This window comes from Pseudomonas fortuita, from assembly GCF_026898135.2.
GTDB classification, from domain to species: domain Bacteria; phylum Pseudomonadota; class Gammaproteobacteria; order Pseudomonadales; family Pseudomonadaceae; genus Aquipseudomonas; species Aquipseudomonas fortuita.
Genome location: NZ_CP114035.2, coordinates 410,917 through 429,615, shown reverse-complemented (window position 1 = coordinate 429,615; position 18,699 = coordinate 410,917). Strand labels below are relative to the sequence as shown.

The window sequence follows — 18,699 nt, the reverse complement described above, 5'->3', positions numbered from 1 at the left end:
GACGCTGCTTGTCTTCTGCACAGAGCCCACACGCCGATCTGGTCGGTGCGCTGTACCGCGACCACCGCGGCTGGCTGCTCGCCTGGCTGCAACGCAGCATGGCCTGTCGCCAACGTGCCGAAGACCTGAGCCAGGACACCTTCGTGCGCCTGCTCGGCCGAGACCAGCTGGATACCCCCCGCGAACCCCGCGCCTTTCTGGCCGCCGTGGCCAAGGGGCTGATGTTCGACCATTTCCGCCGCGCCGCACTGGAACAGGCCTACCTCGCCGAGCTGGCACTGATCCCGGAAGCCGAACACCCCTCACCGGAAGCGCTGCACCTTATCCTTGAAGACCTCAAAGCCATCGACCGCCTGCTCGGCAAGCTGTCGAGCAAGGCCCGCGCAGCGTTCCTGCACAACCGCCTGGACGGCATGGGCCATGCCGAAATCGCAGAGCGCCTGGGCGTTTCAGTATCACGGGTGCGCCAGTACATCGCCCAAGGCATGCGCCAGTGCTATGTGGCCCTGTACGGGGAGCCGACGTGAGCAATGCACCGGTTTCGTCCCAGGTCCTGGAAGACGCCATCGCCTGGAAACTCAGCCTCGGCGACGCCAGCGGCACGCCGGATGAGCGCAACGCGTTCATGCGCTGGCATGCCGCCAGCGAAGAACACGCACGTGCCTGGCGTCAGCTCGGGGCCATGGACCAACGCGTCAGCGCTGCGGCCGGCCCGGCACGCCAGGCTTTGCTGCAATCGCGCGCCGGCCTGCGTCGACGCATCGGTAAAGTTGGCAGCGGGCTGGCCAGCATGGTCCTGCTCGGTTCGTTGCTGGCCTGGGTCGGCGCACCGTCACTGGCCCCCAGCTACTGGCTGGCCGACCAGCGCACGGCCACGGGTGAGCTGCGGACCTTGCGCCTGGAAGACGGCACACTGCTGAGCCTGAACACCCACACCGCGGTAGACATCGACTACGCAGGCGAGCAGCGGGTCATCGTGCTGCATCAGGGCGAAATCTCGGTCGAAACCGGCCACCAAGACCCCCGCCCGCTGCTGGTACGCACCGACGACGGTCGCCTGCGTCCCCTTGGCACGCGTTTCCTGGTGCGCCGCGAAGCCGGCGGTACACGCCTGGAAGTGCTGCAAGCCTCGGTCGCCGCCATGCCGCATAACAGCGGCGACGAACAAGTGCTGCGTGAAGGCCAGCAAGTGCTGATGAACGCCAACGGCCTCGGCCAGGTCGGCGCAGTACCGGTCGGGGCCGATGCCTGGACCCGTGGCATGCTGGTGGTGGACAACGTGCGCCTGGGCGAACTGCTGGCCGCGCTGGGCAAATACCGCAGCGGCTACCTCGGGGTAGACGAGCAAGTCGCAGACCTGCGCGTGACTGGCAGCTTCCCGCTGACCGACACCAACCTGGCGCTGGAGTCGCTGGTGCCGGCCTTGCCGGTAAAGATCGAGCGGCATACCCAGTGGTGGGTGAACGTCGTTCCCAAGTAAACCTTCACTGCCCTGTTCGCGGGCTTGCACGCGAACAGGCCACTACACACTCCAAATAATTCTCAATATTTTTCAGATTCGCCCTGTCACTTTTCAGATCTCGCTCGGCAAGGAAGCAGCAAGCACTTACCCGTCGAGGAACCGCCGCATGTCCCGTGCCGTTGATCGTATCCTGCGCCCCAGCCTCATGGCCCTGGCCATCGGCTTGGCTGCCCCGCTGTCCAGCCCTGCCTTGTTCGCCGCCGAGCCATCCACTGCGCGCGCCTACAACCTGCCCAGCGCGCCGCTAGCCACCACCCTCAACCAGATCGCCAGCCAGGCGGGCATCGCCTTGGCCATCGACCCGGCACTGGTCAGCGGCCGCACTTCGGCCGCGGTGAGCGGCCAGTACGACGGCCTTGGCGCCCTGCAAGCCGCCCTGCGCGGTACCGGCCTGCAACTGCAACAGAGCACCGTGGGCAGCTACAGCCTGGTGGCGGTGCCGGATGGCAGCCTGGCGCTACCAGAAACCACCGTGAACGCCGCCAGCGTTTCTGAAAGTGCCTGGGGGCCGGTAGAGGGTTACCTGGCCAAACGCACCGCCGCTGGCACCAAAACCGACACCGCACTGGTGGAAGCCCCCCGCTCCATCTCCATTGCCACCCGCGAGCAGATGAAAGACCGTGGCGTGCACAGCCTGGATGACGCCGTGCGCTACATGCCGGGCATCGTGTCGGCCAGTTTCGGTAGCGACACGCGGTATGACTGGATGCGCGTGCGCGGCTTCGAGCCCACCCAGTTCCTCGATGGCCTGCCGCTGCCACGCGGCGTGTACGCCAACCCCAAAGCCGAAACCTGGAACCTCGACCGCCTCGCCCTGCTGCGTGGCCCGGCCTCCTCGATCTATGGCCAAACCCCGCCCGGCGGCCTGCTCGACATGGTCAGCCGCCGCCCGCAGGCCGAAAGCGCCCATGAGATCGAGCTGCAATATGGCAGCGACAACCATCGTCAGATCAACTTCGCCAGCACTGGCAAGATCGACGACGACGGCCGCTTTCTGTACGGCGTCAGCGGCGTGATCCGTGACAGCGGCACACAAATCGACCATATCGACAACAAGCGCTACAACATCGCGCCAAGCCTGACCTGGAACATCGACGAAGACACGACGTTGACCTTGTTGACCCAGTTCACCCGCGACGATACCGGCGCCACCAGCCAGTTCCGGCCCATCCAGGGCACCAAGATCGACATGCCGTTCGGCAAGATCTCGCACCACAAGAACCTGGGTGACCCGGATTACGAGTTCTACGACCGCACTTACTACGCGCTGGGCTACGCCTTCGAACACCGCATCAACGACGTATGGCAGTTCCGCCAGAACCTGCGCTATACCAAGTCGGACCTGTCGTTCCAGACCATCACCCCTGGCAGTTACTATTCGCCGGGCGGCCCGGTGCAAGACGACGGCACAGTCAGCCGCATGTCGACCAATACCGATGAAGACATCAGCCAGTTCGCGGTGGACAACAACTTCCAGGCCGACTTCGCCACCGGTGACATTACCCACACCCTGCTGATCGGCCTGGACCACCAGCGCGTCAATACCAACTACCTGTCGATCTTCGGCTTCAACGTGCCGGACAGCAACGTCAACAACCCGGTCTACGGGCTGCCGATCACCCGCCCGGATCGCTCGACCGCGTTTTATGACTACAACCAGAAAACCCGTCAGACCGGCCTGTATGTGCAGGACCAGATGGCACTCGGCAACTGGCGCCTGACGCTGGGCGGTCGCGAGGACTGGGTGCATACCGGCACCAAGTTCTTCAACCAGGACGATGCCACCAGTACCCAGCGGGACAAGAAGTTCAGCGGCAACGCAGCCATCAGCTATGTGTTCGACTCGGGCTTCGTGCCGTACCTGTCGTATGCCGAGTCGTTCCAGCCCTCCAGCAATGCCAGTGTGTCGGCAACGAACCCGCTCAAACCCACCGAGGGCAAACAGTGGGAGCTGGGCGTGAAGTACCAGCCGCCAGGCTCCAACACCCTGCTGTCGGCAGCCGTGTATGACCTGACCCAGAAAAACGTCGCGGTCACCGACACCGTTGGTGGGGTGACCATCACCAGCCAGACCGGCGAAGTGAAAGTCCGCGGCCTTGAGCTGGAAGCGGTTTCCGATGTGACCGAAAACCTGAAGGTGATTGCCGCCTACACCCTGGCCAAGTCCGAGGTGCAGGACGGCGATTTCAAAGGCAACCGCCTGCAGCTGATGCCGAACCAGCAGGCGTCCATCTGGGGCGACTACACCTGGCACTCGGGCGTGCTCGACGGCTTCGGCATCGGCCTGGGCGCGCGTTACACCGGCAACACCTACGGTGACCAGGCCAATACCTACCTGGGCAAAGCCAAGGCCTACACCGTATTCGACGCGTCGGTGCATTACGACCTGGGTCGCCTGAACAGCAGCCTGCAAGGCGCCTCGGTGGCGGTCAATGCCACCAACCTGCTGAACAAGGATTACCTCTCTACTTGCGACGGGTACTACTGCTACTACGGCGATGAGCGCAGCGTTGTCGCCAGCGCCACTTACAAGTTCTGAATGAGCGGGGGCCGCCTTGCGGCCCCAGGTTCCAACAGACAAAATCGGTACCGTGATGAAAAGCCCCACCATCCGCCGCTGGTCCGTGGTCCACACCTGGAGCAGCCTGGTCTGTACCCTGTTCCTGCTACTGCTGGCACTCACCGGCCTGCCGCTGATCTTCCACCACGAACTCGAACACCTGCTCGGCGACGCCCCCGAGCTGCGCGAAATGCCAGCAGGCACCCCGCACCTCGACCTGCAGCAGCTTGTAGTGAAAGCCGAACAGCATCGCCCCGGCGAGGTCATGCAGTACTTCGGCTACGACGAAGACGAACCCAACGGCGTGGTCGCCATCACCGCCGCCACTGCGGGCACCGACCCCAACCTGTCGCACACCTTCATGCTCGACGCCCGTACCGGCGAGGCAGTGGCCATGCCGGCCGCCAATGGTGGTTTCATGATGGTCATGCTGCGCCTGCACGTGGACATGTTCGCCGGCCTGCCCGGCAAGCTGCTGCTGGCCTTCATGGGCATACTGTTCATCGTCGCGATCGTCTCCGGCACCGTGCTGTATGCGCCGTTCATGCGCCGCCTGGCGTTCGGCACCGTGCGCCACGAAAAATCCCGCCGCCTGCGCTGGCTCGACCTGCACAACCTGCTCGGCGTGGTTACGCTGGCGTGGGCGTTGACAGTGGGCGTGACCGGTGTGATCAGTGCCCTGTCCGACCTGGTCATCGCCGCCTGGCGCAACGACAGCCTGGCAACCATGGTCGCACCGTATCGCAATGCCCCGCCGCTCACCGACCGCGCGCCAGCCACACGCCTGCTGCAGATTGCCGAACAGGCCGCCCCTGGCATGCGCCCGGACTTCATTGCCTTCCCCGGCACGCGCTTTTCCAGCGAGCACCACTACGCGGTGTTCATGAACGGCTCCACCCATCTGACCTCGCACCTGTTCACGCCGGTGCTGATCGACGCCCGTACCCTGGCAGTGACTGCCGTAGGCGATCGCCCTTGGTACATGGACGCCATGGGCCTGTCGCAGCCGCTGCATTTTGGCGACTACGGCGGGCGGCCGATGCAAATACTGTGGGCGGTCCTGGATGTGCTCACCCTCATCGTGCTCGGCAGCGGCCTCTACTTGTGGTGGGGCAAGCAGCGCAAACCCAGGGAGGCGCGGACATGAGCCACCAGTCGCAATCCACTGTGCGCCTTTTCGCCTGGCCAGCGTTGATTGCCCTGCTGGGCTTCGTGGGCCTGTTCGCCGCGCTGCTGGGGGACGGTGGTTGGGACGTGCTGGCCTGGGCCGGCCTGGGCCTTCCAGCCCTGCTGAGCGTGCGCGGGCTGTTCTGGCGTCGGCGGCGCTAGCCCGCTACCACCACGCAGTTGCGGGTATTGCCAAGCATGGGGTTTTCCTCAACCAAGGATCAGCCCCATGCGCCCCCTCGAACACCTGGAACAGATCGACCGACACATCGGTGACCTGCTCGACGGCCTCCCCACCATCGCCCTCAACCAACCCATCACCTCCGGCACGCGCACCTGGCTACACGGCGAGCTGGCCAGTTTCTGGGCCACAGCCGATGAACAGGGCAACACGCCCAGGCAGCAATTGCTGATACTGCGCAAGGCGCTGATGCTGGCCGAAATCGAATTGCGCGTGGCCGACCAGACCTTGAGCAACGGGCAAGCCGAACTCTTGCGCACCTGCCTGGAGAAGCCATTGCCCTCACAACGCAGGCACTTGCCTCTGGCCGAACGGCCACAGGTGTACCGCGTACTGCTGGAAGACCGGCGGCCCAACTGGCGCAGCTACCTGCCAGGCACTCTGGTCATCGTTGCCAGTACCGTCGAGGGCCACATGCTCACGGCAGAAGACGCCGCAGGCAGCGCCTTGCTGTGCAGCCTGTCACAGGGTATCGAAGCATTCGATTCCCTTGCCGCACTGCACAAAGAGCTCTGCGAACGCCTGGAGGATCCGCTCCAGAGCCGGCCACTGCTGCACCTGTACCTTGAGGAACAGGCAGACCGCGCGCGCCGGTCGCATCGCCTGCGCTATGACTGGTATGCCGACAGCCTGCTGGAGGCTCAGGTCGACAGTGTGATCGAAGCCCAGCGCCAGCGGTTGAGTGATCCCGGGTTATGGAGCGTCGACATAACCGACCAGCACGCCCGGCTGAACAGGGCCATGGCGCTTCGGCACGAAGTCGGCGCCAAACCCATCCTGCAGACGCGCTATTCGCAACTGCTTGAAAAGAACCTGCCGAACTGGCTGCGCAATACCTCCGCGCAAGGCCTGAGCCATATCATGCAGGCCATGCAGGAGCTGGTGGCAACTGCCGAGCGGGCTGCAGCCCCCGGCGTGCTTAGCCTCAACGACTTCAAGCAACGCAACAGCCTGCTGAGCTGGGCCAATGCACGCCTGCGCGAGCGCCTGAGCTACGACCTGGGGTACGACGCGGATCCGGGCGAGATTCAGGTGAGTATCGTCCGCGCCCGCCGTACCGGCGCTGTCATGCATCCCTTCGCCACCTCCTCCTACGTCACCTACGCCGGCATGCAGCGCGTGGGCGATGAGATGGTGGAAATGGTCGAGGAAAGCAACACGCTCGAACAGCTGGCGCTGAAGAACCTGCCATGGTTCGACACCGACTACTGGCTTACCGCGCGCATGGTCCATGCCCGAGGGTGTGCCATACCACCTGGCCTAACGGCGGAGTATGTGAAAAACATGATCCGGGAACTGAACGTGGGCGACAGCTACGCAATGTACCTGCATACCCAACTTATCGGTTCCAGAACCGGCAAGTGGCGCCAGGCCGCACACAGCCGGGTAAACCTGGCGCGCATGCGTGCAGAAGCAGTCAAGGCACGCTACGCCGGGCACTTCGGCGAAGACCCTTTCGAGCACGGTTACAACTGGGTGTGCGCCGTGCTGGATCAACCGCACAATACCTTGCGCGCCCCGGTGGCGGGCTACCCGGTCACGGTTCGACAATTGAACATCATGGGCCACACCCTGCAGGGTGTGCTGCTGCTCAACAGTACCCCCTACAAGTCCCAGGCATGCGTGTTGTATACGCCGGATGCCCCGGACCGCAGGGCATGGCGCCGTTTTCGCACCACCCGCGAACTGCTTCGTACTGTGCGCCAGCAGCCCGGGCTGAAGGCGTACATTGCACAGCGCCTGCCATTGCTACCCGCAGCCACGGTGCAGCGCCTTCTGGACAAGGGGCGCCTGGGCACACATGTAAAAACCCCTGCAGTGAACGATGACCTGTTTTTTGTCTATTACCGGGCCGAGGTCCAGGCGCTGATCGCCCAGGCCGATGCCGACAGCATGACCACCCAGGAAGTGAATGCGCAAACGATCATCGCGCTGAGCTGGCGCCTGGTGGACTTCATCAGCCTGCTGCTGCCCAACCAAGCCCTGTTGGCATTGTCGATCGGCCGCATGGCCATCGACATCTGGGACGGCGTGCAGGCCTTCAAGCAGGAGGATGTGGAAGGGGTGATGCGCCACGCCTACAACGCCTTCAGCCACCTCAATGATGCAGCGATCAGTTATGTAGGCTCTGGCCTGCTGCGCCGTTCGCTGCGTGGCATGCCCAAGCAACCGCCATTGCCGTTGCCCGCGCGCTTCCAGGCGCAACCGGACAGCACCAACCTGCGCTATCGCATAGACGGCATCTACGGTGAAGGGGTATACGAACAGCCCACGGCCTTTGGCGGGCTGTCGCTGTACTTCGTCAAGGATAACGACAACCGCTACTACAAGGTCAGTTTCGACGGCTACCGCTGGCGGGCCATCGACCCTGACCAACCGGATGCCTACCTGCATCAGCCGCTCAAGCGCAGAGCCGACGGGCAATGGGTAATCGACTCATCGGTGCACTGGTACGACGGGCTGCCCGACCTGACGCAGCTGCTGCAGGACTGCTACCTGCAAGCGCCACTGGCGGGCACACCTTTGAACATCGAACAGGGGCTCTACCAGGCTGAAGATCAACTGTACCTGGCGCTCATGGGCGGGCAGCTACCTTTGCGCCGCCACTTGCTGCCAGACCGTTACCACTTGCAGATGGCAGCCGCCAGCAGCGCTGGCGCGGCGCCGTGGGCGGTATTGCGCCACGAGAATGGCCAGTGGCTGATACGCGTTCGCCAGGCGGGGCGCAGCAGCGACTGGCTGGCATTGCCAGATCAGCCACTGCCAGCCCGCTGACTGCCCGCATCGACAGCCTTAATCGCCCAGCTTGGGCAATAACCGGTCCAGCCGCTGGTACAAGGCACTGCCACTCGGCCAGTTTCGCAACAGCCGCGCCCGATCCCGGGCGTAGGCCGGGGCGAAGCTGAGCTGGGTCGCGTGCTGGCACATGGCATCGAGGTCAATCAGCGACCACCGGCCATTGTCCCAGAACAGGTTATGGCCCTTGAAGTCGCCATGGCTGATGCGCTCGCGAATCAGCTGCTGCATCACATGCACCAGCGCATCCACCTGTTCCTCGGGCGCATCGCCATTTTCGACGTAGGGCGCAAAGCATGCCGTCAGGTCCGGGCCATCGACATACTCGGTGACCAGATAGGCACGGCTGCGCAGCCCCATGACCCGTTGCTCCAGCACCGCCAACGGCTTGGGCGTAGCGATGTCGAGGAACTCCAGGCGGTGACCTTCGATCCACGAATGCCAGGCACGGCTCGGACGCCAGAAGCGCTTGAACCAGTGCGCGGTGTTCTTGATGTTGTAGCGTTTGAGCACAAGCTTGCGACCGTTCACCTCGATGCGCGCCACACTGGCGGCGCCACCGGTCTTGTACAGGTGGCCCCTGTCGATCAGTGCATCGGCCTGCTCCAGTACCGGCTGCATGGCCTCGACCTCACTGCGACGGATCGCCTGCAACCCCGAGAGTGTGCGCTGGACACTGAACAGGCTGCACTCGCGGCCCGCTTTGTCCAGGTAGTCCTTCTGGCGCCAGTTGCGCACCTTGTCCACCTGCTTTTGCAGGGCTTCCAGTGGCAACGCATGTTCGGCGTTGGCCAGCAGGTAGTGGACCAGCAGCTCTTCGATGAAAGGTTCCAGGCGCTTGGGCAGCTGGGCAAAGAACACGCCGAGGTTTTCCAGTACACGTGGGCGCGACAGCTGCTGGCCTGGCGTTTCAGCCTTGATACCGGCGCCATCGATCAGGTACAGCTTGCCGCCATGGCGCAGCAGGTTGTCCAGGTGCAGGTCTTCCTGCCAAAGGCCCTGAGCGTGCATGTGCGCGACAGCCGTGAGCGCTTCGCCCAGCACCAGGTGTTGTTCGTCGGCCAGCACCGGCTGGCTTTCCACCGCCGCCCAGGCATCGGCCAGGCTCTCAGCGCCGTCGAGGAATTCGAAGAGCAGCCAGCCGCCCTCGCCTTCCTTGAGGCCGTCGGCCAGCAGCTTCGGCGTGGTCAAGCCATGTTCGGCCAGCAATTTCACACCTTGCAGTTCGCGCTGGAAATGCCGGGCGGCGTTGCCGCCCACCAGCAGCTTGGCCAGCACCGGGATACCGCGCCACACACCAGCGCCCACATAGCGCTGCCCGGGCAGGACGCGCAGCAGGCTGAGCAGTTGCAGTTCGGCGCTGCCGGCGGCGTCCGCCAGGGTGATGCTCAGGGGCAACGACGGGCTGCGCCCGGCGTCCTTCAGTTCAGACAAACGCATCAGCGGGCCTCTTTTTCACGACGCCGTTGCGTCAGGCGTTGCAGCCAGGTATCGACCAGCGTGCTGTCAGCCGGCTGCGCCAGGTAAGTCGCCAGCATCGTGCGCACATCAGCCTCGCTCCAGGCGCGGGCGCGACGCAGCAGCGGCTCCAGGTCCTTGAGGCGGTCACGCATGCCAAACAGCAATGGCCGGGTCTTCTCCAGGTCGATCAGTTGTGCATCCCAGCCTTCTCGTCGCTGGCGCAGGAAAATGTGCTTGGGATAGAAGCAGCCATGCACCTGGCCGGCGCTGTGCAGGGTACGCGCCAGTTGGCCGCACGCCTGCAGGATGCCATTGCGTTCGGCATCGCCCAGCTGTGGCCAGTGGGCCAACAGGCTGTCGAGATCGGCCCACTCGTCCAGCGCGCGGGTCATCAGGATGGCGCGGTGCTTGCCGCCTTGCTTGCGCTCGCCATAGAACACCGCCTGCAAGGCCGGAATGTGCAGCTTCTGATAGCGGCTGATGTTGCGAAACTCGCGGGCAAAAGTGGGCTCGCCAAACGGCCGGTGCAGGGTGCGCGTCAGGTAGTCGCTCTGGCGCTTGAGGTAGTACCCCTTGCCTTCGAGTTCCAGGCGGAACACGCTGCTCCAGCCACCACGGCCGGTGTTGGGTTCATCCACCGCCTCCAGTTGCAGCGCCCACAGCGCCTCGAAGTCGTCCAGGCCATGGCGTTTGAGCAGCGCGAGGTCCGCGCTGGCCAGGTAATCGGTCATTCCCTTCCCTCGAAAAAGCCCAGCACCTGGCGAATGCGCTTTTTGTCGCGCACATTCAGCCGGTCGCGGCCACGGTATTGCAGATAGAAACGCAGGCGCTGGGTGGCCGACAGGTGGTATTTGGCCACCTTGTCCAGGCACGCCAGGTCCTTGATCATCCGGTGCCGCCACATGAAGCCGCGCCAGAAGTCGCCGGTGGGGCAATCGATGAAGAATAGCGTGCCCTGGTCGTCGACCAGCAGGTTGCGCCACTTCAGGTCATTATGGGCAAAGCGGTGCTCGTGCATGACCCGGGTGTGGCGCGCCAGCTGACGACTGAGATGGTCGACCCAGGCCCGGTCGGCCAGGCGTGTATCGTTGCGTTCGGCCAGCGCAGACAAGTCTTCGGTGTTCGGCAGCTCGCGGGTGATCATAGCCCCGCGCCCAAAGGCCAGGCCGTTGCGTTCCAGGCCCCAGGCCACCACTTCGGCAGTAGGGATACCCCACTTGGCGAACAGCTTGAGGTTCTGCCATTCGGCTTTGATGCGCGGCCGCCCCAGGTAGCGGCGCATGTGCTTGCCAGCCCCGGTGTAGCGCTTGACGTAGTAATTGACCCCGTCACGCTCGATGCGCACCACTTCGCTGAGCGGGTCGCGGGTCAGGCGCTCGCCTTGCAGGGCAAATACCGCATCGAGGCTGCCAAAGTCCGCCGCCAGGTGTTCGTAGCCTGGCGCCAGTGTCCAACCCGCCATCAGAGCGCGTCCCCATAGCGTTGTTTGCGATCGTAGAGTTTCTGCGCCTTGCACTCCAGCCAGGCGAGCAACCGGGCCTCGTCTTTGAGCACTTGCCGCAGCGGGCGCTGGAAGTACCCCTGCAAAAAGCGCAGCTTGTCGCGCCGGGTGAGGCCGATGTCCAGCGCTGAGAAGTACAGCGCGGCCAGGTCCTTGTCGCGCCAGCGGCGGCTGATTGTCGCCCGGGTCTGGGCGCGGTGCAGATCAATGACCGACAGTTTGAAGTCATCCGCCGTCACCGGGCGGTCGGTGTGCAGCAGGAAATGGCAGATGTAGCAATCGCGGTGGTTGACGCCGGCACGGTGCATGCCGCCGGTCATTTTTGCCACTTCGGCGATCAGCGCACGCTTCAGACGCGGTTCGGGCGGCTGCTTGAGCCAGTCGATACTGAAGTCTTCCAGGCTGATGGTCGGCGCCAGCTCTTGGGTGATGATGAACGAGTGCTGCGTGGCCGGATTACTGCCACGCTCGCCATAGGCGACTGCGGTCATGGTCGGCACGCCCACCTCGTGCAGGCGCTGGATAGCCCGCCATTCCTGGCCGGCACCCAGCACCGGCAGCTTGGCGGTGAGCAGGTTTTTGAAGATCTCGCCCCATCCGATGCCGCGGTGGATCTTGACGAAAAAGCCCTCGCCAGCCACTTCGGTACGCAGTGTGCGCCGCCCTTCCAGCTCGCGATAGACCTCACCTTGCAGCGCCTCTACGGCATCGAAGGCATCACGCCCGGCCCACAGGCGCTTGAACGGTTCGGCCAGTATCAGCTTCATGCGGTTTTCTGCCCCAGGATCACGTCGGCAGCATGCTGCGGCATGCTGTACAGATCGGCGGTTTCAGCAAACGCCAGGCCGTTGCGCGACCAGCTGGCGCGGGCCTGCGGGTCTTCCAGCATGCGTTGCAGGTAGCCGTTGAGCTGTTCCTGTTCGAATGGCTCGTCCAGCACCAGGCCACAGTCGGCCTCGGCAATGTAATGGGCGTAGCCGCACACCTTGGACACCAGCACCGGAAGGCCAGCCACCAGCGCTTCAAGCAGCACCGTGCCGGTGTTCTCGTTGTACGCCGGGTGAATCAGCAGGTCGGCACCCAGCAGGAAACGCGGGATGTCGCTGCGGCCCTTGAGGAACTGCACCTGCTCACCCAGCCCCAGGGTGGCGCTCTGCAACTGGAACACCTTGGGGTCGTCCTGGCCGATCACCATCAGCTTCGTGCGCTTGCGCAGGGCCGATGGCAGCGCGGCCAGCGCCTTGAGGCTGCGGTCCACACCCTTGGTCTTGAAGCCCGAGCCAATCTGTACCAGCAACAGGTCGTCATCGCCCAAGTCGAATTCCTTGCGGAATTCGGCACGGATCTCGGCAGCATTGGCCGGCGCGCGGCGATCCTGGGAAATACCCGGTGGCAGCAGGTGGAAGCGCTCCACCGGGGTGCCGTAATGCTTGATGAACAGCGGCTGCTGCACCTCGGAAATCATCAGCACTTCGGTGTGGGCGTCCTTGGCGAACACCGCACGCTCGTACTCGGCAAAGTGCCGGTAGCGGCCCCAGCGGCGGTACAGCCCACCGCGCAGGGTCTGCGCCTTGTCTTCGAAGCAGCCGTCGGCGGCGTAGTACACGTCCAGCCCCGGCATCTTGTTGAAGCCGATCAGGCGGTCGACCGGGCGCTTGGCCAGGTCGGCGGCCATCCAGGCGCTAAGCTTCTCGTTGCGACGGTGGTTGAAAATGGCCTTGACCGGCGCCACCAGCACCTCGAAGCCAGGCGGAATGTCACCCTCCCAGATCAGCGTGTACACACGGATCTGGTGGCCCCGCTTCTGGCATTCCAGGGCAATGCGCATGAAATCGCGCTGCAGCCCGCCGAAGGGGAAATATTTGTAAAGCACGAAAGCCAGTTGCATCAACGGACATCCTCAGCCAGCAGCAACGCGCTCAAGCGGCCCGCCACATGCTCGGGATTCAGGCGAGTGAAGCACAGCGGCCACTCGCGTTTCAGATCGAACCGGCGCAGGTCGTCGGCGCTCGGTTTATAGGTGCACTTCTTCTGCAGGCAGGGAGCGCAAGGCCAGTCACTGGCCTGGTGAATCTGGGTCCGTCCGTAGGCACCGGTCAGGCCCGGGTTGGTCGGGCCGAACAGCGAAATGGTCGGCACATCGAGTGCCGCAGCCAAGTGGCCAAGGCCGGTATCGACCGCCACACAGGCTTTTGCCGCCGCCAATACACGGGCAACCCCGGCAAGGTTCAATTTGGGGAGCACCTGGCAGTTGTTCAAGCCCTGTGCAATGCGCTCGGCCCGCGCCTTCTCGGCGGCGTTGCCCCAAGGCAGGCGCACTTCCAGCTTGCGCCGGCCCATGCGCTCGGCCAGCTCGCGCCAGTAGGCTTCGGGCCAATGCTTGGTCGCCCAGGTGGTGCCATGCAAAAACACCACGTAAGGCGCTGCTGGCGGCAGCTGCAGGCGCTCCAGGTCCAGCCCGTAATCGCCTATGCCCTCTGGCAAGTCGTAGGCCAGGGCCATGGCAAACAGCTGGCGCACCCGCTCCACCGCGTGCTGGCCGGTGGCAACCGACAGGCGCCGGTCATAGAAGCGGCTGGCCCAGCCTTCGCGAGCCGAGTAGCGGTCCAGGCCGGCGACCGGGGCCTTCACGTAGCGGGTGAGCCAAGCCGACTTGACCAAGCCCTGGGCGTCAATCACCAGGTCGTACTTGCGCTCGCGCACACGCTGTTTGAACGCCTTCCACTCGCCACTCTTGAGGGTCTGCCAAAGGTTCTTGCGCCAGCGGCGGATGGCCACCGGTATAACCTGGTCGACCGCAGGGTGCCAGCCGGGGATTTCAGCGAAGCCTTCCTCCACCACCCAGTCGAAACGGATGCCCGGGATGGCATGGGCGGCATCGGTGAGCGCCGGCAGGGTGTGGATCACATCACCCAACGACGAAGTCTTGATGATCAGTACCCGCACTTAGTCGACCTCGGCCACGGTATCGATCAGGTCCGGCCCGCTCAGGCTGTGCAGGGCGGCGATGACTTTGCCCGGGTCCAGCAGGCGCAGGCAGTTGTAGTGGCCGAAACGGCAGGTCCGGTCGAAGCATGGGCTGCACTCGATACCGGTGCGCACCACCTCCACCTGGTCGGCCAGCGGCGGAGTAAAGCCGGGCGATGTGGAGCCGTACACCGCCACCAGCGGGCGGTTCAGTGCGGCGGCCACGTGCATCAGGCCGGAGTCGTTGGACACCACGGCATGGGCACAGGACATCAGGTCGATGGCCTCGGCCAGCGAGGTCTCACCGGCCAGGTTGGAGGATTCTTCGCGCAATCCCGGGATCAGCCGGTCACGGATCTGCTCGCCGACCGGGTGGTCGTTCTTCGAGCCGAACAGCCATACCTGCCAGCCCTGGCGGATCATCGCATCGGCCACGGCCGCGTAATGCTCGACTGGCCAACGCTTGGCCTCGCCGAACTCGGCGCCAGGGCACAGCGCCAGTACCGGGCGGTCCAGCTCCAGGCCGAACTTGGCCAGCGCAGCCTCGCGGCTTTGCGCTTCGATCTGCAGGCTGGGGCGCGGGTACGGCTGCGGCAACTCGGCCCCGGGCGCGTACGCCAAGGCCATGAAGCGTTCGATCATCAGCGGGTAGCGGGCCTTGTCCAGCTTGCGCACATCGTTCAGCAGGCCGAAGCGCATTTCGCCGCGCCAGCCGGTGCGCTTGGGGATGCCAGCGAAGAACGGCACCAATGCCGACTTCATCGAGTTGGGCAGCAGGATGGCCTGGTCGTACTGGCCGACCAGGGATTTGCCGATGCGCCGCCGCGTGGCCAGTTCCAGCGCGCCGTGGCCGAGCGGGAAGCTCAAGGCCTGACGGACTTCGGGCATACGCTCCAGGATCGGCCGGCTCCACTCGGGGGCCAGCACGTCGATCACGCAGTCGGGGTGCTGCTGTTTCAGGCACTGGAACAAGGTCTGCGCCATCACCATGTCGCCGACCCAGCTGGGGCCAATGATCAGTATTCTCATGCTTAGTCCAGAAACGCTCGGGGAGGCTACAGGCTGCGGTACAGCCTGGCCTCCCCTCTTTATATTCAGGCTATGTGGCGGACAGTGTACCACCGGTGGTGAGGCATGAGCCTTTAGGGCTGCTTTGCAGCCCATTCGCGGCACAAGGCCGCTCCTACAGGAGATCGCATTCCCATGTGGGAGCGGCCTTGTGCCGCGAATGGGCCGCAAAGCGGCCCCAACAATCTCAAGTCAACCCCAGTTCACCCCAGATCCGCCGCACTTCACGGCGTTCATCGGCAAACTGCGTCGCATCGATCACCCCGGCCTGCTTCTGCAGGGCCTGGCGGTGCGAAGCCGAGCGGAACGCCTTGTACACTTCACGCAACAGCACCGCGTCACTGGCCGGCATCAGGTTCGCCTGCTCCAGCTCTTCCAGAATGCGGATGTTATCGGTCCATCGGAGTATGGCCGGGTGGTCATGAGACCAGGCCAAAGCGGCGTATTGCACCATAAATTCGATATCGACGATACCGCCGGCATCCTGCTTGATATCGAAGGGCACACCGGCCTCGAAGGCGTTGGCCGCAGTACCGGCAGCCGTGGCCTTGGTACCGAGGTTGCCGCGCATCTTGGCGCGCATTTCACTCACTTCGGTGCGCAGTTTTTCCAGGTCGCGCGCCTGGCCCAGTACCTTGGCGCGCACGCCTTCGAACGCCGCGCCCACCTGTTTGCAACCCACCAGTACGCGGGCCCGCACCAGGGCCTGATGCTCCCAGGTCCAGGCTTCGTTCTGCTGATAGCGCTCGAAGGCGCCCAGCGAACTGACCAGCAGGCCGGCAGCACCGGACGGGCGCAGGCGCATGTCCACATCGTACAGCTGGCCCGAGTTGGTCTGGGTGGTCAGCAGGTGAATGATGCGCTGGCCCAGGCGGGTGAAGAACTGGGCACTGTCGATGGGCTTGGTGCCGTCGGTTTCCGCCTGCGGGTCGCCGTCGTGGATGAACACCAGGTCCAGGTCCGAGCCGTGGCCCAGCTCCAGGCCGCCGACCTTGCCGTAACCAATGATGATGAACCCTGGGTCGCACAGGCTGCCGTCGCTGCGCTTGGGCTGGCCGTGGCGGGCCACGGTCTGGCGCCAGGCCAGGGCGAGCACCTGGTCGAGGATGGCCTCGGCCAGCCAGGTCAGGTAGTCGCTGACTTTCATCAACGGCAGGTTGCCGCTTATTTCCGAAGCAGCCACACGCAGGCTGTGCGCCAGCTTGAAGTGGCGCAGCGCTTCCATCTGCTGCTCCAGGTCGTCCTCGGGGATGCGCGTCAGGCGTTCGCGCAACTCGCTGGCCAGCTCCGGGGCCAGTGGCGGGCTGAACAAGCGGCCTTCATTGAGCAGCTCGTCGAGCAACAGCGGGTACAGCGCAATTTGCTCGGCAATCCACGGGCTGGCAGCGCACAACGTCAGCAGACGGCGCAAAGCGCCGGGGTTTTCGGTCAGCAGTACCAGGTAGGCAGACCGCCGCGCCACCGCCTCGACCAGCGGCAACACACGCTCAAGCACCAGGTCAGGATTGTCATGCTCCACCGCCTGGGCCAGCAGCCGTGGGATGAAGGCATCCAGGCGCTCACGGCCGATACGCTGCATCGAGCGCAGCTGCGGGCTGGAGCGCAGGCCGGCCAGACGCCGCAGGGCTTCGACGGGCTGCTTGAACCCGGCCTCTTCCAACTGCCGGCCAGCGGCTTCCTCGTCCTGCGCCTGCTCCCATAGCGGCGACCATTCGCCCCCCACCACCAGTTCGCCCTCACCGTCTTCGTCATCCGGGTCGGCGATCACCTGGCGGAAGTGCCAGTCGATACGGCCACGCCAGTACATCAGCTGGTCGTGGAAGCTGTGCCAGTCGGCAAAGCCGAGCATATAAGCCACCCGCGCCTGGTCCGTTTCGCCTTCAGGCAACATTTGCGTCTGCCGGTCGGCGATGGCCTGGATGGCGTGCTCGGTATAACGCAGGAACTCATACCCCTCGCGCAGCTCGGCCACCACCGCCGGCGGCAGGTAACCCTGCCCCTCGAGGGTGGCCAGCACCTTGAGCAACGGCCGTTGCTGCAGGCTGAGGTCGCGCCCGCCGTGGATCAGCTGGAAGGCCTGGGCGATAAACTCCACTTCGCGGATGCCGCCGGCACCCAGCTTGATGTTGTCGGCCATGCCCTTGCGCCGCACCTCCTGCTGAATCAGCTGCTTCATGGTGCGCAGCGCTTCGATTGCGGAAAAATCCAGGTACCGGCGGTACACGAACGGCCGCAGCATTTCCTGCAACTGCGCGCCGGCCGCCTGGTCGCCCGCCACCACCCGTGCCTTGATCATCGCGTAGCGTTCCCAGTCACGGCCCTGGTCCTGGTAGTACTGCTCCAGGGCATTGAAGCTGAGCACCAGTGCGCCGGCCGAGCCATAGGGGCGCAGACGCATGTCGACGCGGAACACGAAGCCGTCGACGGTCACCGGGTCCAGCGCCTTGATCAGCCGCTGGCCAAGGCGGGTGAAGAACTCCTGGTTTTCCAGCGAGCGCTTTACCCCTTCGGTTTCACCGCCTTCGGGGAAACCGAAGATCAGGTCGATGTCCGACGACAGGTTCAGCTCCACCGCCCCCAGCTTGCCCATGCCCAGCACCACCATGTGCTGCGGCTGGCCGCTGCGGTTGCCGATGGGGGTGCCGAACTGCTGGCAATGGCGCGGGTACAACCATTGGTAGGCTTCGTCGATGGCGGCATCGGCAAGGTCAGACAGGTCGCGGCAGGTTTCGCCAAGCGCCGCCTGGCGGGTGATGTCGCGCCAGATGATGCGCAACTGCTGGCGGTTGCGCGCGCGGCGCAGGTTACGTGCCAGCTCGTCGTCGCTTTGCGCAGCCTGGGCAGCCGCCGCGATTTGCCCGCGCAGTTGCCCCGGCGCATAACCCCGCTCCAGCTCGCCACTGGCCAGCAGATCGAAGAGCATGGCTGGCTCGCGCTGGGCCAGGCCCAGAACAAAGTCGCTGGCGGCAGCAACCTGATCGAATTGTTGCCGGTGCACCGTGCTCCAGGCGTTCAGGTCGAGGTCAGGGTGAGCGGCCACTGCATCGCTCAGGAATTGCTGGTTGCGAGCGACCAGTGGCTGGAGGGTGGCGGGCAGATCGGACGGCAAAGGCAGGCGCATGGTCTATCCTTGATCGGCGTGAAATAGAAGGGAAAAAGCGGCCAAGGGGAAGCCGGACCACGGTTGGACTGTCGTACAAAAGTTGGAAATAGCTGAAAAAAACGAAAACTTGGCAACAAACATCAAGAAGTACCCGTTCGCATCACAATGCCAACCACCATGAACGTTTTTCCTCACAAGCCAAGGTGCGACCAAACGTCGCAGAAATGTAGTTTTACTACTACTCATGTCGTGCAAAAGCATGAAATGCGCAAGCAAATGTAGTAAAACTACACGGCGCCGGATGACACCCCGG

At 64.3% G+C, this 18,699-nt stretch carries 14 protein-coding genes; 6 read left to right on the top strand and 8 right to left on the bottom strand.

The window, feature by feature from the left end:
• The first annotated feature begins 8 nt into the window (after positions 1-8).
• The 6 genes from OZ911_RS01885 (at position 9) to OZ911_RS01860 (ending at position 8,265) form a co-directional block, all read left to right on the top strand.
• The gene (locus tag OZ911_RS01885) at positions 9-527 is read left to right on the top strand and encodes an RNA polymerase sigma factor (protein ID WP_016484567.1); all 519 of its coding nucleotides are present in this window, start codon (positions 9-11) and stop codon (positions 525-527) included.
• On the top strand, positions 524-1,480 hold the full coding sequence (locus OZ911_RS01880; protein WP_016484566.1) for a FecR domain-containing protein: 957 nt from the start codon (positions 524-526) through the stop codon (positions 1,478-1,480). Before OZ911_RS01885 ends, OZ911_RS01880 begins: the two co-directional genes overlap by 4 nt.
• Positions 1,481-1,628: 148 nt before the next feature.
• Positions 1,629-4,061, top strand: coding sequence for a TonB-dependent siderophore receptor (locus OZ911_RS01875; RefSeq protein ID WP_016484565.1), 2,433 nt, complete (start codon positions 1,629-1,631; stop codon positions 4,059-4,061).
• A 55-nt stretch (positions 4,062-4,116) separates the two neighbouring features.
• Complete coding sequence (locus OZ911_RS01870) at positions 4,117-5,229, top strand: PepSY-associated TM helix domain-containing protein (protein ID WP_016484564.1); 1,113 nt, start codon at positions 4,117-4,119, stop codon at positions 5,227-5,229.
• Complete coding sequence (locus OZ911_RS01865; protein WP_016484563.1) at positions 5,226-5,411, top strand: hypothetical protein; 186 nt, start codon at positions 5,226-5,228, stop codon at positions 5,409-5,411. The genes OZ911_RS01870 and OZ911_RS01865 overlap by 4 nt, the downstream gene beginning before the upstream one ends.
• Before the next feature lie 67 nt (positions 5,412-5,478).
• Entirely contained in the window at positions 5,479-8,265 is a 2,787-nt protein-coding gene (locus tag OZ911_RS01860; RefSeq protein WP_070086415.1) for a dermonecrotic toxin domain-containing protein, read from the top strand.
• An 18-nt stretch (positions 8,266-8,283) separates the two neighbouring features.
• On the opposite strand, the gene OZ911_RS01855 is transcribed toward OZ911_RS01860, so the two are convergent.
• The 8 genes from OZ911_RS01855 to glnE all read right to left on the bottom strand — a co-directional run bounded on the left by OZ911_RS01855 (position 8,284) and on the right by glnE (position 18,404).
• Positions 8,284-9,726: a lipopolysaccharide kinase InaA family protein gene (locus OZ911_RS01855; RefSeq protein WP_023048017.1), complete on the bottom strand. Its 1,443-nt coding sequence runs from the start codon at positions 9,724-9,726 to the stop codon at positions 8,284-8,286.
• The gene (locus OZ911_RS01850) at positions 9,726-10,478 is read right to left on the bottom strand and encodes a lipopolysaccharide kinase InaA family protein (protein ID WP_016484560.1); all 753 of its coding nucleotides are present in this window, start codon (positions 10,476-10,478) and stop codon (positions 9,726-9,728) included. Before OZ911_RS01850 ends, OZ911_RS01855 begins: the two co-directional genes overlap by 1 nt.
• On the bottom strand, positions 10,475-11,209 hold the full coding sequence (locus OZ911_RS01845; RefSeq protein ID WP_016484559.1) for a lipopolysaccharide kinase InaA family protein: 735 nt from the start codon (positions 11,207-11,209) through the stop codon (positions 10,475-10,477). Before OZ911_RS01845 ends, OZ911_RS01850 begins: the two co-directional genes overlap by 4 nt.
• A complete protein-coding gene (rfaP, locus tag OZ911_RS01840; RefSeq protein WP_023048018.1) occupies positions 11,209-12,015 on the bottom strand; it encodes a lipopolysaccharide core heptose(I) kinase RfaP in 807 nt (268 codons plus the stop codon). Before rfaP ends, OZ911_RS01845 begins: the two co-directional genes overlap by 1 nt.
• The gene (locus OZ911_RS01835; protein ID WP_016484557.1) at positions 12,012-13,136 is read right to left on the bottom strand and encodes a glycosyltransferase family 4 protein; all 1,125 of its coding nucleotides are present in this window, start codon (positions 13,134-13,136) and stop codon (positions 12,012-12,014) included. Before OZ911_RS01835 ends, rfaP begins: the two co-directional genes overlap by 4 nt.
• On the bottom strand, positions 13,136-14,194 hold the full coding sequence (waaC, locus tag OZ911_RS01830) for a lipopolysaccharide heptosyltransferase I (protein WP_016484556.1): 1,059 nt from the start codon (positions 14,192-14,194) through the stop codon (positions 13,136-13,138). The genes OZ911_RS01835 and waaC overlap by 1 nt, the downstream gene beginning before the upstream one ends.
• Entirely contained in the window at positions 14,195-15,244 is a 1,050-nt protein-coding gene (gene waaF / locus OZ911_RS01825) for a lipopolysaccharide heptosyltransferase II (RefSeq protein ID WP_016484555.1), read from the bottom strand.
• Between the two features lie 226 nt (positions 15,245-15,470).
• On the bottom strand, positions 15,471-18,404 hold the full coding sequence (gene glnE / locus OZ911_RS01820; RefSeq protein WP_060518010.1) for a bifunctional [glutamate--ammonia ligase]-adenylyl-L-tyrosine phosphorylase/[glutamate--ammonia-ligase] adenylyltransferase: 2,934 nt from the start codon (positions 18,402-18,404) through the stop codon (positions 15,471-15,473).
• Positions 18,405-18,699 lie beyond the last annotated feature (295 nt).